General features: G+C 58.5%; 23 protein-coding genes and 1 other RNA gene. 9 read left to right on the top strand and 15 right to left on the bottom strand.

Annotated elements, in window-relative coordinates:
• From HKK52_RS16410 to HKK52_RS16355, 12 genes are all read right to left on the bottom strand, one after another.
• Positions 1-342 carry a hypothetical protein gene (locus HKK52_RS16410; RefSeq protein ID WP_169371680.1) on the bottom strand — a complete coding sequence of 114 codons (342 nt, stop codon included), beginning with the start codon at positions 340-342 and terminating at the stop codon, positions 1-3.
• Entirely contained in the window at positions 339-1,319 is a 981-nt protein-coding gene (locus HKK52_RS16405) for an integrase domain-containing protein (RefSeq protein WP_169374254.1), read from the bottom strand. The genes HKK52_RS16410 and HKK52_RS16405 overlap by 4 nt, the downstream gene beginning before the upstream one ends.
• Positions 1,297-1,656 (bottom strand): hypothetical protein, encoded by a 360-nt coding sequence (locus HKK52_RS16400; RefSeq protein ID WP_169371679.1) that lies wholly within the window; start codon positions 1,654-1,656, stop codon positions 1,297-1,299. Before HKK52_RS16400 ends, HKK52_RS16405 begins: the two co-directional genes overlap by 23 nt.
• Positions 1,640-3,007, bottom strand: coding sequence for a YfjI family protein (locus HKK52_RS16395; protein WP_169371677.1), 1,368 nt, complete (start codon positions 3,005-3,007; stop codon positions 1,640-1,642). The genes HKK52_RS16400 and HKK52_RS16395 overlap by 17 nt, the downstream gene beginning before the upstream one ends.
• Before the next feature lie 907 nt (positions 3,008-3,914).
• On the bottom strand, positions 3,915-5,171 hold the full coding sequence (locus tag HKK52_RS16390; RefSeq protein ID WP_169371676.1) for an integrase domain-containing protein: 1,257 nt from the start codon (positions 5,169-5,171) through the stop codon (positions 3,915-3,917).
• Positions 5,172-5,356: 185 nt separating this feature from the next.
• Positions 5,357-5,754, bottom strand: a transfer-messenger RNA (tmRNA) gene (gene ssrA / locus HKK52_RS16385).
• A 95-nt stretch (positions 5,755-5,849) separates the two neighbouring features.
• Positions 5,850-6,128 carry a hypothetical protein gene (locus HKK52_RS16380; RefSeq protein ID WP_169371675.1) on the bottom strand — a complete coding sequence of 93 codons (279 nt, stop codon included), beginning with the start codon at positions 6,126-6,128 and terminating at the stop codon, positions 5,850-5,852.
• A 210-nt stretch (positions 6,129-6,338) separates the two neighbouring features.
• Complete coding sequence (locus HKK52_RS16375; RefSeq protein ID WP_169371673.1) at positions 6,339-9,149, bottom strand: FAD-binding and (Fe-S)-binding domain-containing protein; 2,811 nt, start codon at positions 9,147-9,149, stop codon at positions 6,339-6,341.
• Positions 9,146-9,817, bottom strand: a complete 672-nt coding sequence (locus HKK52_RS16370) for a LutC/YkgG family protein (protein ID WP_169371672.1) — start codon at positions 9,815-9,817, stop codon at positions 9,146-9,148. The genes HKK52_RS16375 and HKK52_RS16370 overlap by 4 nt, the downstream gene beginning before the upstream one ends.
• On the bottom strand, positions 9,817-11,271 hold the full coding sequence (locus tag HKK52_RS16365; RefSeq protein WP_169371671.1) for a LutB/LldF family L-lactate oxidation iron-sulfur protein: 1,455 nt from the start codon (positions 11,269-11,271) through the stop codon (positions 9,817-9,819). The genes HKK52_RS16370 and HKK52_RS16365 overlap by 1 nt, the downstream gene beginning before the upstream one ends.
• Complete coding sequence (locus HKK52_RS16360) at positions 11,268-12,092, bottom strand: (Fe-S)-binding protein (protein ID WP_169371669.1); 825 nt, start codon at positions 12,090-12,092, stop codon at positions 11,268-11,270. The genes HKK52_RS16365 and HKK52_RS16360 overlap by 4 nt, the downstream gene beginning before the upstream one ends.
• A gap of 151 nt (positions 12,093-12,243) precedes the next feature.
• Positions 12,244-13,938, bottom strand: a complete 1,695-nt coding sequence (locus tag HKK52_RS16355; RefSeq protein WP_169371668.1) for a lactate permease LctP family transporter — start codon at positions 13,936-13,938, stop codon at positions 12,244-12,246.
• A 261-nt stretch (positions 13,939-14,199) separates the two neighbouring features.
• On the opposite strand from HKK52_RS16355, the gene HKK52_RS16350 reads away from it, so the two are divergent.
• Positions 14,200-14,967, top strand: coding sequence for an FCD domain-containing protein (locus HKK52_RS16350; protein WP_169371667.1), 768 nt, complete (start codon positions 14,200-14,202; stop codon positions 14,965-14,967).
• 108 nt (positions 14,968-15,075) lie between these two features.
• Here HKK52_RS16350 and smpB read toward each other — a convergent pair whose 3' ends face one another.
• Positions 15,076-15,558, bottom strand: a complete 483-nt coding sequence (smpB, locus tag HKK52_RS16345) for an SsrA-binding protein SmpB (RefSeq protein WP_008149046.1) — start codon at positions 15,556-15,558, stop codon at positions 15,076-15,078.
• 118 nt (positions 15,559-15,676) lie between these two features.
• Here smpB and HKK52_RS16340 point away from each other — a divergent pair, with 118 nt between their 5' ends.
• Genes HKK52_RS16340 through HKK52_RS16330 form a run of 3 tightly spaced genes read left to right on the top strand, consistent with a single transcriptional unit; the run spans position 15,677 to position 17,829 of the window.
• A complete protein-coding gene (locus HKK52_RS16340) occupies positions 15,677-17,080 on the top strand; it encodes a sodium-dependent transporter (RefSeq protein WP_169371666.1) in 1,404 nt (467 codons plus the stop codon).
• A 7-nt stretch (positions 17,081-17,087) separates the two neighbouring features.
• A complete protein-coding gene (locus tag HKK52_RS16335; RefSeq protein WP_169371665.1) occupies positions 17,088-17,522 on the top strand; it encodes a type II toxin-antitoxin system RatA family toxin in 435 nt (144 codons plus the stop codon).
• Positions 17,515-17,829 carry an RnfH family protein gene (locus HKK52_RS16330; protein WP_169371664.1) on the top strand — a complete coding sequence of 105 codons (315 nt, stop codon included), beginning with the start codon at positions 17,515-17,517 and terminating at the stop codon, positions 17,827-17,829. The genes HKK52_RS16335 and HKK52_RS16330 overlap by 8 nt, the downstream gene beginning before the upstream one ends.
• A 60-nt stretch (positions 17,830-17,889) precedes the next feature.
• Here HKK52_RS16330 and HKK52_RS16325 read toward each other — a convergent pair whose 3' ends face one another.
• On the bottom strand, positions 17,890-18,417 hold the full coding sequence (locus tag HKK52_RS16325) for an outer membrane protein assembly factor BamE (RefSeq protein WP_054050068.1): 528 nt from the start codon (positions 18,415-18,417) through the stop codon (positions 17,890-17,892).
• Positions 18,418-18,514: 97 nt separating this feature from the next.
• On the opposite strand from HKK52_RS16325, the gene fur reads away from it, so the two are divergent.
• Positions 18,515-18,919, top strand: a complete 405-nt coding sequence (gene fur, locus HKK52_RS16320) for a ferric iron uptake transcriptional regulator (RefSeq protein ID WP_003197684.1) — start codon at positions 18,515-18,517, stop codon at positions 18,917-18,919.
• A gap of 75 nt (positions 18,920-18,994) precedes the next feature.
• Here the strand turns inward: fur and recN are convergent, their stop codons facing one another.
• Complete coding sequence (gene recN / locus HKK52_RS16315; protein WP_169371663.1) at positions 18,995-20,668, bottom strand: DNA repair protein RecN; 1,674 nt, start codon at positions 20,666-20,668, stop codon at positions 18,995-18,997.
• Positions 20,669-20,909: 241 nt separating this feature from the next.
• Between recN and grpE the strand changes: the two genes are divergently transcribed.
• From grpE to dapB, 4 genes are all read left to right on the top strand, one after another.
• Positions 20,910-21,476, top strand: coding sequence for a nucleotide exchange factor GrpE (gene grpE, locus HKK52_RS16310; protein ID WP_123405130.1), 567 nt, complete (start codon positions 20,910-20,912; stop codon positions 21,474-21,476).
• 102 nt (positions 21,477-21,578) lie between these two features.
• Positions 21,579-23,495, top strand: coding sequence for a molecular chaperone DnaK (gene dnaK, locus HKK52_RS16305; RefSeq protein ID WP_169371662.1), 1,917 nt, complete (start codon positions 21,579-21,581; stop codon positions 23,493-23,495).
• A gap of 296 nt (positions 23,496-23,791) precedes the next feature.
• Positions 23,792-24,916 carry a molecular chaperone DnaJ gene (dnaJ, locus tag HKK52_RS16300; protein WP_169371661.1) on the top strand — a complete coding sequence of 375 codons (1,125 nt, stop codon included), beginning with the start codon at positions 23,792-23,794 and terminating at the stop codon, positions 24,914-24,916.
• A gap of 9 nt (positions 24,917-24,925) precedes the next feature.
• On the top strand, positions 24,926-25,732 hold the full coding sequence (gene dapB / locus HKK52_RS16295; RefSeq protein WP_133838474.1) for a 4-hydroxy-tetrahydrodipicolinate reductase: 807 nt from the start codon (positions 24,926-24,928) through the stop codon (positions 25,730-25,732).
• Positions 25,733-25,952 lie beyond the last annotated feature (220 nt).

Here is a 25,952-nt window from a genome sequence, read left to right as displayed (position 1 = left end):
TCAGAGAAATACCAATCTCTCCCTCACGTCATCCCGCCAATAAGCGGTGTTGCGACACACGGCAGTGGCGATCAGCAAGTCTTGGTCCTTCCCTAATCGCTTCCAGACCAATGAAACCGTGAGTAGGTAGTAATACCGGGTGGCGTCGGAATGGTCTTTCAGATACTGGGTGAGAAACCAGCGCACATGCTTGAGTTGCCAAGTCCAAGGATTATCACGTTGCCAGCGCTCTTGAATGGCCGCTTGCATGACTCGAGCTTGCCGTAGGTGACGTTGCTTCGTGACCTTCGATCCAGTCAGTACGCCGCTCAGGAACAGCGCCATATCGAAGGGTTTGGTCACGCTCGACCTCCAATATAGGCCGAAACGACATCGATCCGGTTATGCCCGAGCTCAAGGCTGATTTGTTGGCGCGCCTGTTGATCAAGGTCGCGATCAATGCGATAGCAATGGCCACCATTCACCGGTGCGGCGTGGCCCGTGAGCTGTTCGTAACGCTCGCAGGCGTAGGCCGCGCGCAGTTCATGAAAACCCTTCAGCCCGTGTTCATGCAGCGTTTCGCGGGCGGGGAGCACGGTCCGTTGCAAGAACGCGGCGTAGCTTTCGTCTCGGGCCAGCAAGTTGCGGCTGCCGGTCAGCGACGCCTGACGAGCCAACTGCAGCGCTGCCTTCACCTCCTCGTTAGTAGCGATCCATCGTGGTGCTAAAGCCCCTGAACGACCGCCTTTGGTGCCGTCCTGAATGTTGATGCGACCGAGTCGTTCGGCTTCACGTTGCAAGCGTGGCAGGTCAGCCAGGATCGCTTCGCGCAGGCGCATGCCGGTTGTTCGGGCCAACAGAACAATCGCGGCCACCCGCTCGTGTTGCTGTTCGCCAAGCGTCTCCAGTACTCGCCGAATCTGTTGGTGGTCTTGGCCATCCGGCGCGCGGGTGCGTACGCTCGAGCGCTGCTGTCCCAACGCCTGGCTCGGGCTGGCGATCCTCACGTCTTGATCACCGCGCAGCGCAGCGAGGGTGCGGTTGACGCTGCTCAGGCGGTTCTGCGCGGTCGCGATGGCGAGTTCACCTTGCTGGATCTGCTGGCGCAGGTACGCGGCGTAGTCTTGCAGCGTCTGTCGATCGATTTGACGCGCATCGTTGTAACTGGGTCCGTCCTCTGACCGACACCAACGCACGAACGCTTGCCAGCGATCGCTATGTGCTTTGACCGTGGCGAAGTGGCCGTTGGCAAACAGATCCTTGAGCGCCTTTGGGCCGGCGTAGCTCAGTTGGCGGCCGTAGCCAAAGTTGCGACCATCACGCCGACCGACCAGAGCCATCGTCATCACCGTTTTCGTTTGTTTGCAGAAAGAGCAGCAGGGCTTTCCAGTGGGGGCTGATCTTTTCCATCTGTTGCCAATGTGTGGGGCGAATCAGCAGGGCATTTTTCTGGTGCTGCAGCAGTGCCCCGTCTTCACGCAGTTGTTGGATCAACAGGTTGATGTCGCCGGAACCTAAGGCGGGCGTGGCGACAGCGGCGACACTGGCGACAACTCGCGTTGTTGCTGGCCTAGCGTATGGCGACAGCGCGGCGACAGGCGTGGCGACACACCGCAACGCAGGTCCTGTCTGGTGCTGCGCCTGATAACGGCGCACCGCGTCATTGAGGCGGAACATGGCGCACCTTGAAGGTCTTTCCGTCATGAGAGTCCAGCCAGCTATGTGAGATCAATTCGACCAGCAGCGTAATGGTGTGATGGCTGCTTTTGCGGGCAAAACGGGGGCCATTGCGGTTGAGGTCGCGGACGGTAAATTGGGTCCAGCCTTTTTGCGTCAACCAGCGCAGCAGTCGATCCGATTCCTCGCGTAACGTGTTGACGGGCTCTTGCTCCGTCAGGCGCTGGATCTCGGCGAGGTAGTAATCCATCAGCGTCGAGGCGCGCTGGATATGGGGTTCGTCCACTGCATGCGCGTCTTCAATCACCGCCAATACCCCGGCGATACGCAGTACGTTGGCGGCTGCTTTCCCCGCGATAGATTGAATGCCGGCCAGCTCGCCAAACTCACCAGATTGGCATTCGATGGTGTCGTGAATATCGATCCAGGCAGTGCGAGCGCTGGGTGTCAGTTCCAGCCTGGCAGGGTTAAGTGAACCATCCTTGTGCAGCGACATCGGCTTATTCAACAGAGCGGTAATGCGCGCTTTATAGCGCTGGATCCTGGCATCTCGCATCAGGTCGACGGCCTTGTACAAGCGCCGCCCCACCAGGCGTTCGGGCCAACTGATCAGACAGCGGCCAAGAATGCCTTGGCCGTTGATCATTCGATCTGTGAGTAGCTGGTTGGCCAGGTAAGGTTGCAGCATCAGATGCAGACTGAGACGGCGATCATAAGCTCGCAGGCTTTCGCCAGGCATGGAGCGCGCCCGGTCGATGGGGCTGCCATCCCAGAGCGCTGACAGGGTGGTGATGGCCTTGAGTTGGTTCTCTTTACTCATGGTGCTGCTGCCCAGAAACTGGCCGCCCTCATCGTTGAATAACCCCATGCTGGGCAAGCCCTGGCATAGGTTTTTGATCAGGGCTTCAATCGTGGGTTCGGCGATGATCAACCTGGGTGGGACGGGTTCGGATAACTCACGAGCTTCGTGCTTTCCTCGAATGGCGGCGCGATTGGCTTTCAGTTGCTCCAAATACAGCATCCACTGCCGCCGCTCCCACTCACGCGCAGCCGCCAGCGCCAGATGATCCACTGCGCTTTTCCGATCACCCGACGATGCCACCGTCAGCATGTAGAGGGACAACGGATAAACACGGCCATCGAGATGCACATTGGCGTGCGACTGGGTCACCAGGGCGGCAGTGGCCAACACCGATTGCGCAGCCATGGCGCAGGGCACGCCGATCACCTCGGCCATGCGTTCGACGGCTGGCCCCAATATCTGTCCCAACGCTTCGATCGGATACGCCAGCGGCTCGGGCCGGTATTCCAGCAGCGGCTGTGGCAGGTCGAACGCTTCGCACAATTGCATCGTCATTCTCCTGGTGCTTCGAAATTTTCCCTCATTCTTCCCGCCATGTTTGCTGAGTGTTATCAGGGATCAAGGCCCCTGCAGCCTGTGAGGGTTGTCCACTAACGCGGGACGGGCGGCTCTTTACGACCGGGAGCTTGGGCATCTCATGATCTGGCCTCCTGAGCACTTCGACTGAAGTGGGCGGGTGGAGGCTGCGTTGGCTGACGAGACCAGCGCCGCGAGATCCTGAGTCTGTTGCAGGCAGTGATGCGATGACCGGGGCGTGCCTGACTGTCAGTCAGGTGCAGTCCATTCCGTGGGCTGCGGCACCATCATCTGTATCGCTGCTGCGGGTGACATCTGGGTTTGTCATGCCGATTGTCACAGGGACAAATGCGGCAATGTGTTGCCTGGTAAGGGCTGCGGCAGTGGTTTCGGCGCCCGTCTCTTTCCTGGAGAAAGAGACGGGCTTGGGCTGCCGCATGTGCACTGTGGATAAGTTGGCTTCGATCACGTTGGGCGTGACTGCGCGCCTAATTGGAAGCGAGCGCGCATGGGCTGGGACCACCACGGTGTGGCGTAGCCTTAAAGGTCCCTGGCTACCGGGCAATGCTGTCGATGACAGCACTTTACGGCTCTGGTGTAACGCGTCCTCGGAGGGTGGTCAACTGGGTGTGCGGTGGGGTTTTTAGGCGTTGGACGTGTGTGGAAGAAGGTGGCTTGGAATGGACAATGGGCCGTTCGTCGGTTTTTAAAGTGAGCCCCTGAGGACGGGAAGGCGAAGCCTTCCTGCCCTCAGGGGCTGGGCATTAAAAGCTTGTGGGCGCTGCAGATGGTGGCGACTGTCGCCACGTTGTCGCCATACGAAGGACCGCTAAATACGTGGGTTGTCGCCAGTGTCGGCGCTGTCGCCAGCAGGAACTGATTAACGAAACGGGATGACGTTCCCGTTTTTGTTTTCATGAATGGCCGTCACCGACAAATTGCCGGTGGCGGCTTTTTGAATGTACTCGCTCCACCAAATCATCATCGGACGCCGGCGCTCAATGTAGTCCGCTCGGTTGTACGCGCTTCGGACTTCGTCTTTGTCGACATGGGCGAGTGCGACTTCAATCAACTCCGGGTCCCATCCATGTTCGTTGAGGATGGTGCTGGCCATTGATCGCAGGCCGTGGCTGACCAGCCGATCCTGGAAGCCCATACGCTTTAATGCCATGTTTGCGGTCTGGCTGTTTGCGTGGGTACGCGGATTTCGGTCGGCCGGAAATACGTGTTCCCGGTGGCCGCTGTAGGGCTTGAGTGTCTCTAGCAGCGCGAGCGTCTGGTCGCTTAGGGGGATGGGGTGCACACGGCGTTTTTTCATGCGCTCCTTTGGGATGGTCCAGATGCGTTTCTTGAAATCTATTTCTGCCCAGGTCGTCCCGGCAGCCTCGGCAGGGCGGGTCATAGTGTGCAGTTGCCATTCGATCAGGCAGCGGGTGATGCGTTTGATGCTGGCGTTGGCAATCGCCAGCATAAGGTCGGGTAGTTCTTCGGGAGGAAGTGCCGGCATATTTTCTTTTTGCGGCTTTTTGAAGGCTGCCCGAATGCCGCTGAGCGGGTTCGCGAAGATCAGTCCGCAGTTGACGCCGTAGGCCATGATTTCGTTGAGACGTTGGGAAAGTCGCTTGACCGTCTCCAGGCTGCCTTTGGCCTCGATCGGGCGTAGGAGCTTGATGATCATGGGGGCGGTGATGTCTGCGAGGGGTGTGGCTTTGAGGCTGGGGAAAACATGCAGCGTGAGTGAGCGCCAGATGTCTTCGGCGTAGGCCGTTGTGACGGAGTGTTTTTTCAACTCGAACCAAGCGGTGGCCACCTTCTCGAATGTGTGCTCGGTTTTTGCCAGCTTGGCCTGCCTTAGCTCATCGCGGTGAGCTTTGGGGTCGATGCCTTGCGCCAGCAGTTCGCGTGCCTCAGCAGCTTTCTTTCTGGCATTCGCCAACGAGAGGGCTGGGTAAGGGCCGAGCGCCATGTTGAGGCGGCTTTTGGTTACCGGCTCGCGGTAGTTGAAGTTCCAGATCATCGAGCCACTGGCTCTGACCCTGAGTTGAAGGCCGTCGCCGTCAGTGAGAACGAAGTCTTTTCCTGTTGCCTTGACTGCCTTGAGTTGGCGGTCTGATAGGCGGGCTGCATTAGTAGGCATGAGAGCTACCTCTGACACCGTTTTGGTATCCCAAAAATAGCACCAGTGGCTCGGGATACCAATTGGGATACCAAAACGCCTGGAACTCAAAAAGCTTGTGTGGAAGCCAATAGCCCTGAAATCCCCGTATTTACTGAATTCCAGCCACAAAAAAAGACGTCCGTGGACGTCTTTAGATGATGAAGTGGTGGAGCCGGGGGGATTTGAACCCCCGTCCGCCAGTACTCCGCTGTCGGTACTACATGCGTAGCCGTTTCTATTAAGTTAACCCTCAGCGACCCGAAGGGCAGGGTGCTTTGGGCGAGTTGTGTAAGTTTTAGCCGCTTCGTCCACAACGTACTGCACGGCGATTCTGTTCTATATGACAATCACTTTGGGTTTACAGACATCCCCTGGTGATTGCTGGACCCGAAGGTACCAGAAGCTCAGGATCTAAAGCTGCTTACGCAGCGAGAGAGAATTCCTGGCCGTAGGTTTCGTCATTGGCAACTATAAGAAGTTGCAACAGTGGATTTACGAGTTCTGTTACCAACTCGGCATGCACCTAAAGTTTCGCGACCGGCGTCGAATCCTAAACGGCCCCGTGCCTGTTGCTCGGTGAATCAAAGTGAGCGACAGGCATGCGCAGTGTACGCCAACGCAGCTCAGAAGGCCAACCCGAAGGTTGACCTCGACAGATTATGGGTTCGGTTCGTTGGACAGTTTGTCGGCGCGCGACAGCGCCTGCGTGGCCTCGGTGACACATTTCTTGTCATCGCCGGCAGCTTGAGATGCCTGGGCACTGGCAAGCAATCTGTTGAGTTCCATCTTGGTGTTTTCGGACGTTGCCGGCAGTGAGGTCACTTTGTCTTTGAGCTCTTGTACCTTGGTGGTACACAGGTTGTTGTCCGCAGCGAATACGGGAGAGGCCAACATTGCAGCGGAAATGAACAGACCAGCGAGTGCGGTACGTTTCATGGGTATCTCCTGAACGTTTGGTCTCGATGCTGGGGCTCAATGGCCGGCACGTCGAGTCAGTGATAAGCCTTGTTCTACCGGGCTTATACAAATGACTACGACGGAGTACAGGAATTCGTTTTTTTTCAAAGAAGCTATGAAAAACCCGACGGATACGCGAATAGGCACTAAAAAGGGGCGCAATTGCCCCTTCTGCTTAGTGAAAATGCTTCACGCCGACTTGGCCTGGGTGACACGATCCACCAGATAGACCAGCCCGTGGTAGTCAATGCCGCCGTGTTGCGTCAGCCCAATCTCACACGTCCGGCTGGTGGAAATCCCCTCGCTGCAATGTTGCACCGCGTCCTTGAGCGAGCGCAGCGAATGCGCGTTCAGCTCCGGTGTGGTGAAGCCCTTGTCACCGGCAAATCCACAACAGTGAATGCCTTCCGGAATCACCACGTTGGTGCTGCATTTTCGCGCCAGATCGATCAACGCCTGGCTCTCGCCCAAATGCTGAGTGCTACAGGTAACGTGTACCGCGATGGGCGCATCCTGCGGTGTGAAATCCAGTCGATCCATCAAATGCGTGCGGATAAAGCGCACAGGGTCGTACAGGTCCAGGCGCACTTCGCCGAGGTCCTGAACCAGGCGCAAGGTGCAGGGGCTGGTGTCGCAGTAGATCGGATCGAGCCCGCCACGGCTGGCGTGCAGCAGCGCGCCGATCAGTTCCTGGCGTTTGTGCTCGGCCTGTTCCGCGTAGCCTTTGGAGGCGAACGGCTGGCCGCAGCAGAGGTTGTCCTGGTTGTCGGGAAAGACCACTTGGTAACCAGCTTTTTCCAGCAGCCCACGGGTTTTGTCGTACAGCGACATTTGCTCTTTATCCCCCGCCGCCGGGCCCATTGCCCGCGAGACGCAGGCCGCCAGGTACACCACCCGCGGGCGTTCGTCCGACACGGTCGGGCTGAAGCGAATGGCTTTTTCCGGCTGCGGCATGGCGTTGGTCCATTGTGGGACCTGGCCTTTGGACAACCGCGTCAATGTCGCCGACAGCTTGGCCAAACGTGGCGCTCCCAACAGCATCCGCGCGCCATTGGCTATGTGCAGGGTGAAGCGCGCACCTTGCAGTGCCGTGGCGAAATTTCCTTCCAGCCAATTAGCGGTTTTCGTGTGCGTCGCCTTACGGCTGCGAAGCTTTTTCACCAGGTCGCCGGTGTTGATTCCTACAGGGCAACGTTGCGCACACAGCCCGGTCGCGGCGCAGGTATCGATGCCTTGGTATTCATAAGCGGCTTCGAGTTCAGCGGTGTCGACACCGGCTCGTTTCTTCGCCTGAATGTCCCGCCAGATAACGATGCGCTGGCGCGGGCTCAGGGTCAGTCCTTTCGATGGACAGACCGGTTCGCAAAACCCGCACTCGATGCACTTATCCACAATCTCGTCGGCAGCGGGCAGCGGCTTCAGGTGTTTGAGGTGAATCTGCGGGTCGTCGCTGAGCACCACGTCGGGGTTGAGAATGCCGTTCGGGTCGAGCAGGCGTTTGAGCTGCCACATCAATTGATAGGCATCGCTGCCCCATTCCAGTTCGACGAAGGGCGCCATGTTGCGCCCGGTGCCGTGCTCAGCTTTCAGCGAGCCGCCGAATTCCACCGCCACCAGTTGCGCCACGTCGTCCATGAACGCCTGATAGCGTGCGACTTCTTCCGGGTTGTTGAAGCCTTGTGTGAAGACGAAGTGCAGATTGCCTTCCAGGGCGTGTCCGAAAAGGATCGCTTCGTCGTAGTGATGTTTGTCGAACAACTCGATCAAACGATTCACGCCGATGGCCAGTTGTTCCACTGGGAAGGTCACGTCTTCGATGATGACCGTGGTCCCGGTTTTGCGCACCGCGCCGACGGCAGGGAAGGTGTCTTTGCGGATCGCCCAGAGCCGGGCGTTTTCCAGCGGGTCTTCGGTGAAGTCGACTTGTTTTTCTACCGGGAACGAAGCCACGGACGCCATGATCTGCGCCAGTTGTTCGCGTAACAAAGTGGAGGAGGCGGCGCGAGATTCGATCAGCAAGGCGCAGGCATTGTTCGACAGTTGCTGTACGAAAGCCGGCATGCCGGGTTTGTCTTGCACCGAGCGCAAGCTGCGGCGGTCCAGCAGTTCCACAGCCGACACCGGTTGGCTTTTCAGCACGGTGACGGCGTTGCAGCAGGTTTCCACGTCCGGGAAGACGATCAGCGCCGAGGCTTTGTTCGGGTGGTCGATCACCGTGTCATAAGTCACCGCGCTGATGAAGCCGAGGGTGCCTTCGGAGCCCACCAGCAGGTGGCTCAAGATATCCACAGGCTCGTCGAAATCCACCAGGGCGTTGAGCGACAGGCCGGTGGTATTTTTCAGACGGTATTTGTGGCGAATTCTTGCAGCCAATTCGGAATTGGCGCGGGTCTCGCGGCCCAACGTTGCCAAGCGCTCCAGCAGATCGCCATGGCTCTGGCGAAACGCCGCGACACTGGCGGCATCTTCGGTATCGAGACGGCTGCCATCGGCCAGCACTAGACGGATGCCAGCCAGGGTGTGATAAGTATTTTGCGCCGTGCCGCAGCACATGCCACTGGCATTGTTGGCGACGATGCCGCCGATTTTGCAGGCATTGATCGAGGCCGGGTCCGGGCCGATCTTGCGCCCGAACGGCGCCAACCACGCGTTGGCCTGGGCGCCGATCACGCCGGGTTGCAGGCGGATTTGCGTACCTTGGCCCCGGATTTCGCGACCGTTCCAGTTATCCCCCAGCACGATCAATACCGAATCGCTGATGGCCTGTCCGGACAGGCTGGTGCCGGCCGCACGAAAGGTCACCGGGACCTGATCCCGTTGCGCCAGTTTCAGCAGGGCAACCACTTCGTCTTCGGATTCGACGCGGATCACCAGTTGCGGAATGAGCCGATAGAAACTGGCGTCGGTGCCGAAGGCCAGGGTCGACAGCGGATCGTCGAAACGTCGGTCGTGAGGAATCAGTTGCTGCGCATCACGCAGGAAATCCGCCGGTAGCGTCATTGGTCCTCCAGAATCAGAACAACCAGGTCTTTCGGACCGTGGGCGCCGTACGCCAGGACTTGTTCGATGTCGGCGGTCTTCGACGGGCCGGACACCAGCAAGGCATTGGTCGGCATGCCTTGGGCCCACTCGAACTCTTGTTGTACCTGGTAGAAGTTGTCACGAATTTCACTGGCCTTGAGCAGGGCGAAATGCACCGGCGGCACCAGGCTCATCAAGCGCGGTTCTTCCCGCGTCGGCCACAGAATAAGACTACCGGTCGCGGCGATTGCGCCGAGTGTAGTCGTGAGACTGGCCGGGGTGTCGTTAAACAGCTCGGCTTTCCAGTCTTCTACCGGGCGGTTGTAGGATTTGAGCACTGGCAGGTCGGGATTGTTCGACCAGTGCTGTGTGACACGTTGACCATGCGCTGTCGTCGGTGCGATCAACAGGCTCGGCAACTGACGATCTCGCAGCAATTGCGCCAACAACTCAGGCCAGCCTTCGGACGAGGTCAGATGGATTTCGGTGTGCACCGCTTCCATCAGTTTGCGCAGTTGCGGGATACGTTGTTCGGCTGTGTAGGTGTAAGGGGCGGTCACCAGTTCGACATCGAACTCGTCAGGCACCGGTGTCGTGCCGGTCAGACTGTTCCGTAATTTGCCGAGAATATTCTGCTTGGCGCTCATCAACGATCTCCCTGTTTGGCCAGGTGCTCGCGGGCCAGGTCATGCAGCGAGCGGGCAGCGGGTTTTGGTGCGCTGTGGTTTTGCGTCCAGGGGCCGACGTTGCTCGGCGCAAGGGCGCGCAGGCGCGTGGCGAAGAAGCCGAACAGGCGATACAGCGTTGGTGAACTGTTGAGCCGCGCCCAGGCATTCCAGATAAAGCGTTCCTTGCGCGAATACTTGCTGCCCTGGCCGCGCATGACTTGATGCGGGCTGTCCGGGGCCTTAACGTTCTCTTCCCGCAGGCGTCGCAGCAATGCCGGGATCGGAATTTTTACCGGGCAGACTTCACCGCAGGCACCGCACAACGACGACGCACTCGGATGATCCGGGACTTTCGCCAGGCCGACCATGTGCGGCGTGATGATTTTTCCGATAGGCCCAGGGTAAACCTCCCCATAGGCGTGGCCGCCGATTCGGGTGTAGACCGGGCAATGATTCATACAGGCGCCGCAGCGGATGCAGTTCAGGGTCTGGCGCAATTCGCTGTCGGCGAAGGCCTGGCTGCGACCGTTGTCGAGCAGTACCAGGTGCACTTCTTGTGGGCCGTCGAGTTCATGCTCCTTGCGCGGGCCGGAGATCATGTTGACGTAGGTGGTGATGGGTTGGCCGAGGGCCGAGCGGGTCAGCAGCGACAGCAGCGGTACCACGTCACGCAAGTTTTCAACGACTTTTTCGATGCCGGTGACGGCGATGTGTACTGGCGGCACAGTAGTCGTCATGCGCCCGTTGCCTTCGTTTTCCACCAGCAGCAGGGTGCCGGTTTCGGCCACGGCGAAGTTGACGCCGGAGACGCCGATGTCCGCTTCGAAGAATTTCTGTCGCAAGACTTTGCGACCGATCTGAATGAGTTGGTCAACGTCCTTGGTGTATTCCACGCCAAGTTTGTCGTGGAACAAGGACGCGACCTGACCGGCGTTCTTGTGGATCGCCGGCATAATGATGTGTGAAGGCTTCTCGTGGTCGAGCTGGACGATGTACTCGCCCATGTCCGATTCCAGGCATTCAATGCCTTGATCAGCGAGGAAATGATTCATCTCCATTTCTTCGCTGACCATCGATTTGCCCTTGATCACTTGCCGCCCCTCGTGAGCGCGGATGATCGATAAGACGATGCCATTGGCCTCGTCCACCGTTTCCGCCCAGTGCACTGTCACACCGTTGCGGGTCAGGTTCTGTTCAAGTTGCTCGAGCAGGTCGGGCAGCTTGGATAACGCACGGGCGCGGACAGCATTGCCCAGCACTCGCAAATGTTCTCTTTCGTGGGCATCGCTGAAGGACGCTGCCCGTTTTGTCATCAGTGAATCCATCGCGCTGCGAAAGTTATTTCGCAGTTGCGTGTCAGCCAAAGCCTCGTGAGCCCTGGTTCTGAAATCCTCTTCCACGGCAACCGTAGGAATAATCGCGGAAGCGTTCATCGAACACCCCCGGTGCGCAGCCAAAGGAAGCTGGCCAGATGTTGGCCGCGCAACGCTTCCTTCTGTTTCTCCAGCGAGCCGTTGATGTTCATCAAGCAGCCGCAATCGGCACTGAGTACCTGATGCGCGCCGGATTCCTTCAACGACCGGGTCTTATCAGCCACCATCGCGCCGGAAATGTCTGGCATACGGACGCTGAAAGTCCCACCAAAGCCACAGCATTCACTTTCGTGGCTGTGTTCGACCCGTTCCACGTTGCCTAGCTGCGCCAACAACTCGCGGCCATGCAGGTGGGTGTTCATCTCGCGGCGTGCCGAACACGAGGTGTGCAGCGCCACTTTCACCGGTGTGCCGCTGTCCTTGAGCTGCACCTTGCAGACAAACAGCAGGAACTCCGCCAGTTCATAAGTTCGAGCCGCCAGGGCCTGAACCTGTTTCAACGTCTCCGGCTCGTCCTTGAACAAGTCGGCGTAGTGTTCGCGCAACATGCCGGCGCAAGAGCCCGACGGCACCACCACCGGATAATCCCCGGCAAACAGCGCCAGTTGCGAGCGCGCCACGGTCCGGGCCTGTTCGGTGTACCCCGAGGTGTAGGCCGGTTGCCCGCAGCAACTTTGCCCTTGCGGGTATTCGACACGAATGCCTTCGCGTTCCAGCAGGTGAATCGCGTCCATCCCGGCTTCGGGGTAGAACAAATCCACCACGCAGGTCCCGAACAGATAGACCCGTGACGGTTTTTCGCTGGGGTATTGCCGAGGTTCGGGCAGTGGCGGGGCGACGCGGGTGGCGTTCGGCACGGCGTTGTAAAAAAGCTCGCTCATCAGGCGTGTCTCCGGGTGGGCCCGGTTATCCGTCCGTTGAGGCTGCTGAATATAGAGAGAGAAGCTTTCAGTAGCCTTACAGACCGGGTTGTGAATAGCTGACGCCGGAATCGTGGTCCGGCGTCGGTTTTTTCGGTGCTGCTTGTAGTCCTTAGTGCACCAGCATGCCGGTCAACCAATAGGCCTGGACGTAGGTGATCAGGCCCACGATTGTTGCGAAGAACAGGCTGTGCTTGAGGGTGAAGCGGAACAGATCCGATTCCTTGCCCACCAGCCCGGTTGCGGCGCAGGCCACGGCGATCGATTGCGGCGAGATCATTTTGCCGGTCACGCCGCCGCTGGTATTTGCCGCGACCAGCAACACGTCGCTGACGCCGATCTGGTGCGCGGTAGTCGCTTGCAACGAGCTGAACAACGCGTTGGACGAGGTATCGGAACCGGTCAGGAACACGCCCAGCCAGCCGAGGAACGGCGAGAAGAACGGGAATGCCGCGCCGGTCGCTGCCAATACCAACGCCATGGTCGAGGACATGCCCGAGTAGTTGGTGACGAAGGCAAACGCCAGCACCATGCCGATGGACAGAATCGGCCAGCGCAGTTCGTAGAAGGTCTCTTTCAAAGTGGTAAGACCAATTTTGAAATTGATCTTCAGCACCAGCATCGAGATCAGTGCCGAGAAGAAAATCGCTGTGCCGGTCGCGGAAATCGGATCGAGTTTGAATACCGCTGGAATGGCGGTCGGAACGGTCACGATCGGCGCGACCTTGATCACCATTTGGTCCAGGTGGGGGATGGCGAAGTTGAACACCCAGCTGTACATCGAACCGCCCGCGGCAAACATGGCCTTGAACGGTTTCAGGGTCCAGATGGTGACCAACACGGTGAGGATCAGGAACGGCGACCAGGCCTTGATAATTTCCAGCAGGCTGTAGGGCGAAGCCACGGTGGTGCGTTTCTGGCCGAAACCACCGACGCTGGCGGTCACCACGGAGGCCGACACGGCACCGGCGATGTGTTGGCCGGCGGCGCGTTTTGGCTGCCAGACTTTCAGGAACAGGGTCAGGGAAACCAGGCTGGCCAGCGCCGAGGTGATGTCCGGCAGTTCCGGGCCGATGAAGTTCGACGTGAAATATTGGGTGATGGCAAAGCTCAAGCCGGCCACCAATGCGGCTGGCCAGGTTTCCCGAACGCCGCGCAGGCCGTCCATCATGAACACCAGCCAGAACGGCACGAACAGCGACAGCAGCGGCAGTTGGCGGCCGGTCATGGCGCCGATCTTGAACGCGTCGATACCAGTGACTTGCCCGGCGACGATGATCGGAATCCCCAGGGCACCGAACGCGACAGGCGCGGTGTTGGCAATCAGGCACAGGCCGGCGGCGTAAAGCGGGTTGAAACCCAGTCCTACAAGCAGTGCGGCGGTAATCGCTACCGGCGCGCCGAAACCGGCGGCACCTTCAAGGAACGCGCCGAAGCAGAAACCGATCAGCAACACCTGCAGACGTTGGTCGTCGGTAATCGACAGTACCGAGCTGCGGATCACTTCGAACTGACCACTCTTGACCGTCAGTTTGTAGAGGAACACCGCCGCCACAATGATCCAGGCAATCGGCCACAGGCCGTAGGCAAAGCCATACCCGGCAGCGGCGAAGGCCATATCAACCGGCATCTGGAAGGCGAAGATCGCCACGGCAATCGACAAAGCCAGGGTAATGCTGCCGGCCACGTGGCCTTTGAGGCGGAACACGGCCAAGGCCAGGAAGAAAAATACGATGGGGATGGCGGCCGCGAGTGCGGATACGCCGAGACTGCCGAGCGGGCTGTAGAGCTGTTGCCAGGTTTGCATATGGGGTGGCCCCTAATTGTTGTTGGTCAGGCACTGTCAGCGTTCTTGGTTAATTGGTAATACCAATTTACAATCGCTGTTGGCTAGGGTAAAAGCCTTGTATGGGGTGTGTCAATTTGCCGCCCTAAAACTTTTGTCGAATAAGCGGTGCAGAGCGCATCTGATCTGTTCGTTCAAGCGCCGTCTGGTAGGTGTCGCCGCAGCGCGGATAGGCCAGAATAGAGGGCCCGGCGAGCTGCCGGGATCGTGGAGAATTGAGTTATGGGGTTTGATCAGATTCGTCAGCGCCGTTTGTCTGACGATATTGTCGAGCGGCTCGAAGGGATGATTCTCGAGGGCACGCTGAAGTCCGGCGAGCGCTTGCCGGCGGAACGCACCTTGGCCGAGCAGTTCGGCGTATCACGCCCTTCGCTGCGCGAAGCGATTCAGAAGCTGGCGGCCAAGGGCTTGCTGGTCAGTCGCCAGGGCGGCGGCAATTATGTGGTGGATTCCCTCGGCTCGACGTTCAGCGACCCGCTGCTGCATCTGCTGGAAAGTAACCCTGAGGCCCAGCGCGATCTGCTGGAGTTTCGTCATACGCTGGAAGCGTCCTGTGCTTATTACGCGGCGTTGCGCGCCACCGATGTGGATCGCGAACGGCTGACGGCGGCGTTCGACGAATTACAGGATTGCTACACCCGTCACGATGAAGTGAGCCGGGTGGAAGAGGGCGCGGCGGATGCAAAATTCCACCTGGCCATCGCCGAAGCCAGTCACAACGCGGTGTTGCTGCACACCATTCGCGGCTTGTTCGATTTGCTCAAGCGCAACGTGGTGACCAACATTGGCGGCATGTATAAACAGCGCACCGAGACGCGGGACATGCTGATCAGTCAGCACCGCGAGTTGTACCTGGCGATTATCGAAGGGCGGGCGGAGCAAGCGCGGGAAGTCTCCAGCCGACACATTTTGTATGTGCAGGAAGTGCTGGAAGAAGTGCGTCAGGAAGTGCAGCGCATGGCTCGGGCGGAGCGGCGCAAGGGGATGTAGTCATGATCGTTCCCACGCTCTGCGTGGGAGTGCCGTCACAAAGCGGACGCAGAGCGTCCATTGCTGCATTCCCACGCAGAGCGTGGGAACGATCATCAGGCCGAAAGACTAATCTTCCTTGCCCTTGTTCCGCACAGCGCGCTGCAACTCGCGACCGGCGTCGCGTTCGCGCTCGGTATCACGCTTGTCGTATTCCTTCTTGCCCTTGCCCAGAGCGATCTCGCACTTGACCATGTGCTTGCTCCAGTACCAGGACAGGCATACGCAGGCGTAACCTTTTTGCTGCACGGCGGTGGCGAGCTTTTCCAGTTCGCGCCGGTTGAGCAGCAATTTACGGGTGCGGGTCGGATCGGCGATGACGTGCGTGCTGGCGGTCATCAGCGGCGTGATGTGGCTGCCGAGCAGCCAGGCTTCGCCATCCTTGAGCAGGACATAACTGTCAACCAGTTGCAGCTTGCTTGCCCGCAGACTTTTTACTTCCCAGCCGGCCAGGACCAGACCAGCCTCGAACTTATGCTCGATGAAGTAATCGTGTCGCGCCTTTTTATTTTGCGCGATGGTCCCTGTTGGGTGTTTCTTCTGTTTAGCCATAGGGGCGGCATTATAGGGAGTTGCACGCAAGTCGGCTACGGTATCGCTACGTGCTTGAGCAGGTTGATTGAATCCCGGACAATGCGGCCTCTTTTTTGAACGCTTGGGCGTGATAACGATGTCGACAGACAAGGTTTCTGTCCACGGCAGTTGGGCTAGCCGCTGGGTCTTCATACTCGCCGCGACCGGTTCGGCCGTGGGCCTGGGTAGTATCTGGAAATTCCCGTACATGGTCGGCGTCTATGGCGGCGGTGCCTTCGTGCTCATGTTTCTGGCCTGCATCGCCCTGATCGGTGTGCCGGTCATGCTGGCTGAAACCCTGATCGGGCGCCGTGCGCGCCAGAGCCCGGCCAACGCCTTGAAGGTGTTGGCAGTGGAGGCGGGGCATTCCGGGAAATGGTCCTGGGGCGCGTTCGCCGGGATGATCACGGCGTTGCTGATCCTGTCTTTCTATAGCGTCGTTGGCGGCTGGTCGCTGGATTACATCATCGACATGGGCCGTGGCGACTTCCAGGGTGTGACGGCGGATCAGGTCGGTGCTTATTTCGGCAATGTGATCGCCGATCCATGGCGCCTGACACTTTGGCACACGATTTTTATGCTGTTGTCTGCCGTGGTGATCGCCAAAGGCGTAGTCGCCGGGCTTGAGCGCAGCCTGCGCATCATGATGCCGCTGCTGTTCGTGATGGTGATTGTGCTGCTGGGTTACAGCATGACCACCGGCCACTTCATGGAAGGCGTGCATTTCATGTTCGACTTCCACCCGGAAAAAGTCCTCGATGGTCTGCTGCCGGCAATGGGGCACGCGTTCTTTTCGCTGAGCGTGGGTGTCGGTTCGATCATGATCTACGGCGCCTATATGCCGAAGAACTCGTCGATTTCCGGCACCGTGGTCGGCGTGGCGCTGCTCGATACCTTCGTTTCGCTGGTCGCTGGTCTGGCATTGTTTCCGATTGTGTTCGCCGCGGGTCTTAACCCGAGTGAAGGCCCTGGCCTGATGTTTGTCAGCCTGCCATTTGCCTTTGGTAACGTAGCGTTCGGCCAGTTGATGGGCGTAGTGTTCTTCGTGCTGGTGGCGGTTGCCGCCTGGAGTTCTGCGATTTCATTGCTCGAACCAATGGTGGCTTACCTGGTTGAACGCACCAAAATCAGCCGTGCCTGGGTGACTTTCTGGCTGGCTTTTATCTGCTGGTTCGTCGGTCTGGGCACGGTGTTTTCCTTCAATATCTGGAAGGAAGCCAAGTTTTTCGTGAACGAAGGCGGGATGTTTCATCTCTATCAATGGGGTGCGGCCGGCGGCCTGGACTTCTTTGGTGTGATCGATTTCTTCACCTCGCGAATCATGTTGCCACTCGGCGGTTTGTGTTTCGTGGTGTTTGCAGGCTGGATCATGGGGCGTGAAGCGGTGCGCGATGAGTTGTCGATCCACAGCCCGATGCTGTTCAGCCTGTCCCTGTTCTTGATGCGCTATGTGGCGCCCATCGGCATTCTCGTAGTGTTTGCCGCCCAGCTGTGGAAGTGACGCTGACATGACGACACATATTCAACGCTCGGCCCTGTTGCCGTACCCGGCACAAGCCCTCTATGACCTGGTCAATGATGTGGCGCGTTATCCGGAGTTCCTGCCGTGGTGTTCGGCGGCGGAAGTACTGGAAAGCTCCCCTGAGCACATGCGCGCCAGCGTCGGCGTGGCCAAGGGTGGCTTGAGCCAGCATTTCGTGACGCGCAACACTTTGGTGCCCGGACATTCGATCGAGATGAACCTCGAGGAAGGTCCGTTCACCCAGTTGCATGGCGTCTGGGTGTTCAAGCCGTTGGGCGAGAAGGCCTGCAAGATCAGCCTGGACCTGTCGTTCGACTATGCCGGGCCAATCGTGCGCGCGACGCTGGGGCCGTTGTTCAATCAGGCCGCCAATACGCTGGTGGACGCATTCTGTCAGCGCGCCAAGCAGATGCATGGTTGAGTCGGTGATTGAGGTTGAGGTGGTGTATGCCGCCGTTGATCGTCAGGTGCTGCTGACTGTGGCAGTGCCTGCAGGGTCGACGGTTCGGGATGCTTTGCTCAAATCGGGGGTAGATATCGAGTTTGCTGAGTTGGATCTGGCCAGTTGTCCGGTGGGGATCTTCGGCAAGGTGATTGCTGACCCGTCCACTCATACGGTGCGGGCGGGGGATCGTATCGAGATCTACCGGCCATTATTGGCTGATCCGAAAGAGGTCCGCCGCTTGCGCGCCGCCAAGGCTGCCGAGGCGAAAGCGCGAAATCAGTGATTCGATAATCGCCAGATAATAAAAAACCCGGACATGCCGGGTTTTTTATTGCGTCGCAAATTATTGCGGCGTGGTGTCCAGCGGTTCCGGACTTGGGACTGGAACGGTTTCTACACCGTCTACGTCCTTCTGGATCTGGTCCAGCAACGAACCTGGTTTCACCGGTTTTTCCGGTTTTGGCTTCTCGGTGTTTTCCGCAGGAGCGGTCACGGTAGTGCCGGGTTCCTTGCCGAGAATGGCTTCGTCGCGGCTCACGCCAGGCATAAAATCGCCCGACAGGCTGACAAGCTGGTCATTAGGGTTGAAGATAACGCTTATGCGTTCCTGTTGGCGTTCACCACCACCCGGTTGCAGGCTATACAGGTAATCCCAGCGATCGGCATGGAACGTGTCGGTCAGCAGAGGGTTGCCCATGATAAACCGTACTTGCCGACGGGTCATTCCCGGGCGTAACTGGTCTATCATGTCCTGCGTGACGACATTGCCCTGCTGGATGTCGATTTTGTAAACCCCGGGGAATGAACAACCGGCGAGTGCGAGCAGTCCCACGAAGGTGAAACTGGTTAGCAAGAGCTTGGTGTTTTGCATCGGTGGGCGACTTCCACTATCTTGGCTGGGACAACGTAAACGCCGATCATACCCGCATTAAGAGAAGCTGCGAAGCAGCATCGCGAGAAAGCTGACCATGGTTGAAAATAGCGAACTACGAAAAGCCGGCCTCAAAGTGACCCTGCCACGGGTCAAAATTCTGCAAATGCTCGATTCCGCCGAGCAACGCCACATGAGTGCCGAGGATGTCTACAAGGCGCTGATGGAGGCTGGTGAGGACGTCGGTCTGGCCACGGTTTACCGTGTACTGACTCAGTTCGAGGCAGCTGGCCTTGTGGTGCGACACAACTTCGACGGCGGTCACGCGGTCTTCGAACTGGACGACGGCAAGCATCACGACCATATGGTCAACGTCGAAACCAGTGAAGTGATCGAATTCTTCGACGAAGAAATCGAGCGTCTTCAGAAGGCGATCGTCGATAAGTATGGTTTCGAGATGGTGGATCACAATCTCGTGCTGTACGTACGCAAGAAAAAGTAAGCATGTCGCGCGAACAGGATGTTCGCGAAACGAGCGAAGGCGACCCCAGGGTCGCCTTCGTGCTTTCTGCCGCGCTTAAATTTTCGCGGTGATGACCATTTTCTTCGCGTGAGCCAGGGATTCTTTCGTCAGATCGATACCCCCCAGCATGCGCGCGACTTCTTCGACGCGATGGGTTTTGCTCAGCTTGGACACCGCCGTATGGGTGGCATCCTCGCCGCGCACCTTGTGCACGAATAGATGCTGGTGACCCTGAGCCGCCACTTGCGGCAGGTGAGTGACCGTCAAGACTTGTCCACGCTCCCCGAGCCGGCGCAGCAACTGGCCGACGATCTCGGCTGTCGGGCCGCCGATACCCACGTCCACTTCGTCGAACACCAGGGTTGGAACCCGGGAGGTCTGTGCGGTGATGACCTGGATGGCCAGACTGATGCGTGACAGCTCGCCACCGGAAGCCACTTTCGCCAGGGCCTTCATCGGCTGCCCCGGGTTGGCACTGACCAGCAGTTCTACCTGTTCAAGCCCATTGGGCAGCAATTCGTTGCTGGTATTGGGGCGCAACTCGATGGTGAAGCGCCCGCCGGGCATGCCCAGACGCTGGATTTCCTGTTCCACGGCGCTGGCCAGGCTGCCTGAGGCTTGATGACGCAGGTCGCTCAAGTCTCGCGCCTTCTCTTGATAATGACGGGCATAGGACGCCAGTTCATCGCTCAGGCGTTCGATGGATTCGTCATTGGCATTCAGGGTTTCGATTTCATCCAGTAGCTTTTGCTGCATCTCGGCGACTTCGGTTGGCTGGATGCGATGTTTGCGCGCCAGGGTGTAGATCGCGTCGAGGCGTTCTTCCAGGTATTGCAGGCGCGCCGGGTCGGCGTCGAAGTTGTCGAGGAAGCGGTTCAGTTCACCGACGGCTTCTTCTACTTGAATCTGCGCGCTGGTCAGCAGGCTGCTGGCCTCGCCCAGGGCGCCAATCGAATTGTTCACGCTCGACAAGCGATTGAGGCTGGCGGTCAGTGCGTTCAGCACATTGCCGGAATCACTTTCGCTGCATTGCTCGACTACTTGACGGCAGATGCCCAGCAGGGTTTCGGCGTTGGTCAGGTTTTTGTGTTCCTGCTCCAGTTGCTCCAGTTCGTTTTCACCGAGGCCGAGGTTTTCCAGCTCTTCGAGTTGATAGCTGAGCAATTGATGGCGAGCGCGCTGCTCATCGCCGGAATTGGACAGGCGTTCCAGCTCCTGGCGGGTCTGGCGCCAGCGTTGGGCTGCAAGTTGAACCTGTCGGGCAAGATCGGTGGCGCCGGCGTACTCGTCGAGCAGGCGGCGGTGGGTGTCGGTCTTGAGCAGGGATTGGTGTTCATGCTGGCTGTGGATATCGATCAGCAATTCGCCCAAAGCCTTGAGATCGCCAAGCGGGCAGGGCGTGCCGTTGATGTAGCCGCGTGAACGACCTTCAGCGGTGATCACCCGGCGCAGGATGCATGGGCCGTCGCTTTCCAGGTCGCGTTCGGCGAGCCAGGTACTGGCTTCCGGGATGTCGATCAGGTCGAAAGTTGCAAGGATATCGGCCTTGTCAGCGCCGGGGCGAACCACGCCGCTGTCGGCACGATCACCCAGGGTCAGGCCCAGAGCGTCGAGCATGATCGACTTGCCGGCACCGGTTTCCCCTGTGATCACGCTCATCCCGCGATCGAGTTCGAGATCGAGATGTTCAACGATGGCGTAGTTGTGTACGGACAGATGCACCAGCATAAAGGCCGCTCCCAGGCTTTAGGTCTGGTTATTTATACAGTGTTTTATTTGCAGCTGACAATGCCCTGTCTTAGCTCGATTTGCTTGATCCGACGAAATCGTTAGCGCATCAGGGAATGACAATGCAGCGCTTTTTGTAGGGTTAATCAATGCAAACCCCTTGAAGCTGAATTTTGCGGCCCCATATAGCTGGGCAGAAGCGCGAGTTGAGCTCGCGGACGATATTGAAAGGAGAAATTCTATGGCTGACGAACAGACAGTGGATACGCAAAATCTCGACGCCGATCAGGCCGCCCAGGATTCGGGTGATGAACTGGCGGCGCGTGTACAAGTGCTCGAAGAGCAATTGGCTGGCGCTCATGATCAGGCTTTGCGTGTAGCGGCTGATCTGCAGAACGTCCGCCGTCGCGCCGAGCAGGATGTCGAAAAGGCTCACAAATTCGCGCTGGAAAAATTCGCCGGCGACCTGCTGCCGATCATCGACAGCCTGGAGCGTGGCCTGGAGTTGTCCAATCCGGATGACGAAAGCATCCGCCCAATGCGCGAAGGCATCGAACTGACCCTGAAAATGTTCCAGGACACCCTGAAGCGTTATCAGTTGGAAGCGATCGATCCGCATGGCGAACCGTTCAACGCCGTTCATCACCAGGCGATGGCCATGCAAGAAAGCGCCGATGTCGAGCCGAACAGCGTGCTCAAGGTGTTCCAGAAGGGCTACCAACTCAACGGTCGCCTGCTGCGCCCGGCCATGGTCGTGGTCAGCAAGGCACCTTCGCCGGTTTCGCCTTCGATTGATGAGCAGGCTTGAAATTAGCCGCAAGGCCCCCATTTAGAAGTCAAGCGTTTAAGTGCTACCGCAGTCAGCCACCACTGCTGCGGCAACCAAATCCAAAGTTTCGGGAGAGTTAACATGGGCAAAATTATCGGTATCGACCTGGGGACTACCAACTCCTGCGTCTCCGTGCTGGAAAACGGCGTAGCCAAAGTTATTGAAAACGCTGAAGGCGCGCGTACCACGCCGTCGATCATCGCGTATGCCAACGACGGTGAAATCCTCGTTGGCCAGTCGGCCAAGCGTCAGGCTGTGACCAATCCGCATAACACCCTTTACGCGGTGAAGCGTCTGATCGGTCGTAAGTTCGATGAAGAAGTCGTACAGAAAGACATCAAGATGGTCCCGTACAAAATCGCCAAGGCTGACAACGGCGACGCATGGGTTGAAGTGAACGGCCAGAAAATGTCGCCGCCACAGATCTCGGCTGAAATCCTGAAGAAAATGAAGAAAACCGCCGAAGACTACCTCGGCGAACCAGTGACCGAAGCGGTGATCACCGTTCCGGCCTACTTCAACGACAGCCAGCGCCAGGCGACCAAAGACGCCGGCCGCATCGCGGGTCTGGACGTTAAACGTATCATCAACGAACCAACCGCAGCCGCTCTGGCTTACGGTATGGACAAGGCGAAAGGCGATCACACCGTGATCGTTTACGACTTGGGCGGCGGTACTTTCGACGTTTCCGTGATCGAAATCGCTGAAGTCGATGGTGAGCACCAGTTCGAAGTATTGGCCACCAACGGCGATACGTTCCTGGGCGGTGAAGACTTTGACATTCGTCTGATCGACTACCTCGTCGACGAATTCAAGAAAGAAAGCGGCATGAACCTCAAAGGTGACCCGCTGGCCATGCAGCGCCTGAAAGAAGCCGCTGAAAAAGCCAAGATCGAACTGTCTTCGAGCAATTCGACCGACGTGAACCTGCCGTACATCACTGCAGACGCCACCGGCCCTAAGCACTTGAACGTGAAAATCTCCCGCGCCAAGCTCGAAGCGCTGGTAGAAGACCTGGTTCAACGCACCATCGAACCTTGCCGCATCGCTCTGAAAGACTCCGGTATCGACGTTGGCGCGATCAACGACGTGATCCTGGTCGGCGGTCAGACCCGTATGCCACTGGTTCAGAAGCTGGTCACCGAGTTCTTCGGTAAAGAAGCTCGTAAAGACGTGAACCCGGACGAAGCGGTTGCCATGGGTGCTGCCATCCAGGGCGCGGTATTGGCCGGCGACGTGAAAGACGTTCTGCTGCTGGACGTCAGCCCGCTGACGCTGGGTATCGAAACCATGGGCGGCGTGATGACCGCGCTGATCGAGAAAAACACCACGATTCCTACCAAGAAATCGCAAGTGTTCTCGACTGCCGACGACAACCAGGGCGCTGTGACTATTCACGTGCTGCAAGGTGAGCGTAAGCAAGCGGCCCAGAACAAGTCCCTGGGCAAGTTCGACCTGGCCGAGATTCCACCAGCACCACGTGGCGTGCCACAAATCGAAGTGACCTTCGACATCGACGCCAACGGCATCCTGCACGTAGGCGCCAAAGACAAGGCCACCGGCAAGACTCAGTCGATCGTGATCAAGGCCAACTCCGGTCTGTCCGAGGAAGAGATTCAGCAGATGATTCGCGATGCTGAAGCCAACGTCGACGCAGATCGCCAGTTCGAAGAACTGGCCGCTGCCCGTAACCAGGGCGATGCACTGGTTCACTCGACACGCAAAATGGTCGCTGACGCTGGCGACAAAGTGAGCGCTGAAGAGAAGACTGCAATCGAAGCGGCGGTAGTTGCCCTGGAAGCCGCCGTCAAAGGCGACGACAAGGCTGCAATCGACGCCAAGGTTGAAGAGCTGTCGAAAGTCTCCGCGCCAGTGGCTCAGAAAATGTACGCCGAACAGGCTCAGCCAGCTGAAGGCGCAGCACCGCAAGACGAAAAGGCTGAAAAGGCTGACGACGTTGTTGATGCTGAGTTCGAAGAAGTCAAAGACCACAAGTAAGTTGTTGGTCGGCCGGTTGACTGCCTTTGGGCGGTGACTGGTAGGATGTCGCCGCGCGGGAGCTTGCTCCCGCGTTGGCGTGTCTGGAGTTAGCGAATTTTTACAGCATGCGACAACGTTCGGATGCTGGTGGTATGGCCGGGAATGCTCCTGCTTTTCGCGCCGAAAGTACCGCAATGAACAAAGACCAGGATCGTTGAATTGACGTGAGTTGGGTCCGGGCCTGTATTGGGGCTCAACGAGTTTGGCGAAGCTCAGGAGGGATTTGCCGAACGTCCTTAAGAGTGCAAAGACTTATGGCAAAGCGTGACTATTACGAAGTATTGGGTGTTGAGCGCGGCTCAAGCGAAGCAGACCTGAAAAAGGCCTACCGTCGCCTGGCGATGAAGCATCACCCGGACCGTAATCCAGACAACAAAGAGTCTGAAGACCTGTTCAAAGAGGCTAACGAAGCTTACGAGTGCCTGTGCGATCCCAATAAGCGCGCGGCCTATGATCAATACGGTCATGCCGGTGTCGACCCAAGCATGGGTGGCGGCGGTGCCGGTTTTGGCGGTCAGAACTTCTCCGACATCTTTGGCGATGTCTTCAGTGACTTCTTCGGTGGTGGTCGCGGCGGTTCCCGTGGCGGCGCTCAGCGCGGCAGCGACCTGCGCTACACCCTGGAGCTGAACCTGGAAGAAGCGGTGCGCGGCACGACCGTGAATATCCGCGTTCCGACCTTGGTCAACTGCAAGCCGTGCGACGGTTCGGGTGCCAAGAAAGGTTCCTCGCCGATCACCTGCCCAACCTGCGGCGGCATCGGTCAGGTTCGCATGCAGCAAGGCTTCTTCTCGGTGCAGCAAACCTGCCCGCGTTGCCATGGCCAGGGCAAGATCATTTCCGATCCGTGCGATTCCTGCCACGGCGAAGGTCGTGTCGAAGAGTACAAAACCCTTTCCGTCAAAGTACCGGCCGGTGTCGATACCGGTGATCGCATTCGCCTGTCCGGTGAAGGCGAGGCAGGCGCCCAGGGTGGTCCGACCGGCGATCTGTATGTGGTGATCAACGTGCGCGAGCACGCGATCTTCCAGCGCGACGGCAAGCACCTGTTCTGCGAAGTGCCGATCAGCTTCGTCGATGCGGCATTGGGTGGCGAGCTGGAGATTCCGACCCTCGATGGTCGGGTCAAACTGAAAATCCCTGAAGGGACTCAGACCGGCAAGCAGTTCCGTGTTCGCGGCAAAGGCGTTGCGCCGGTGCGTGGTGGCGGTGCTGGCGACCTGATGTGCCGCGTGGCAGTGGAGACCCCGGTCAACCTGGGTCGACGTCAGCGCGAACTGCTCGAAGAGTTCCGCAGTTCCCTGGCGGACGACAACAGCCATTCGCCGAAAACCACCGGTTGGTTCGAAGGCGTGAAGCGTTTCTTCGGCGATTTGTAAGGAGTGAGCATGCGACGTATTGCGGTGATGGGCGCTGCCGGGCGCATGGGCAAGATCCTGGTCGAAGCGGTGCAGCAACGCGCGCCACTGACCGGCCTGACGGCAGCCATCGTGCGCCCTGGCAGCACGCTGATTGGCGTGGATGCGGGGGAGCTGGCCTCGTTGGGGCGGATCGGCGTGCCGCTGTCCGGTCATGTGGAGGCGGTGGCTGAAGAGTTCGATGTGTTGATCGACTTTACGCTGCCGGAAGTCATGCTGAAAAACCTGGCGTTCTGTCGTAAGGCGGGCAAAGCCATGGTCATCGGTACCACCGGGCTGGATGCGGCGCAGAAGCAGTTGTTGGCCGAGGCGGGAAAGGATATTCCGATCGTGTTCGCGGCTAACTTCAGTGTGGGGGTGAACCTGTCATTGAAGCTGCTCGATATGGCGGCTCGTGTGCTGGGCGATGAGGCGGATATCGAAATCATCGAAGCGCATCATCGCCACAAGATCGATGCGCCTTCCGGCACGGCGCTGCGCATGGGTGAAGTCATCGCCAGTGCTTTGGATCGTGATCTGCAGAAGGTTGCGGTTTACGGTCGTGAAGGCCATACCGGTGCCCGCGAGCGAGAAACCATCGGCTTCGCCACTGTCCGTGGTGGTGATGTGGTGGGTGATCATACGGTGCTGTTCGCCTGCGAAGGCGAGCGCCTGGAGATCACGCACAAGGCATCAAGTCGCATGACCTTCGCCAAGGGCGCGGTGCGAGCTGCATTGTGGCTGGATGGGCGTGAGCCTGGTCTCTACGACATGCAAGACGTGCTCGACCTGCGTTAAGATGCGCCCGAAATCGGGTTCAAACATTGCGTTTGAGCCCGGTTTTACTCCGCCAAGCGACGTCCTGTCGCATTCTCCGGCCTTTAAGGCTCATTGGCGGTAGACCAAAAAACCCTTTTTCTGTAAGCTACAGCTTTAGTGTGTCCACTAAAAGCGCGCAGAATAATTCGGTGAAGAAGCGGGGTGACGTGTCCATACGTCACTCCGCTTTTTTACAACC

The organism is Pseudomonas sp. ADAK2 (genome assembly GCF_012935755.1).
Lineage (GTDB): Bacteria > Pseudomonadota > Gammaproteobacteria > Pseudomonadales > Pseudomonadaceae > Aquipseudomonas.
The sequence above is the reverse complement of the archived record's forward strand: the minus strand, read 5'-3'. Positions and strand labels throughout refer to the sequence as shown.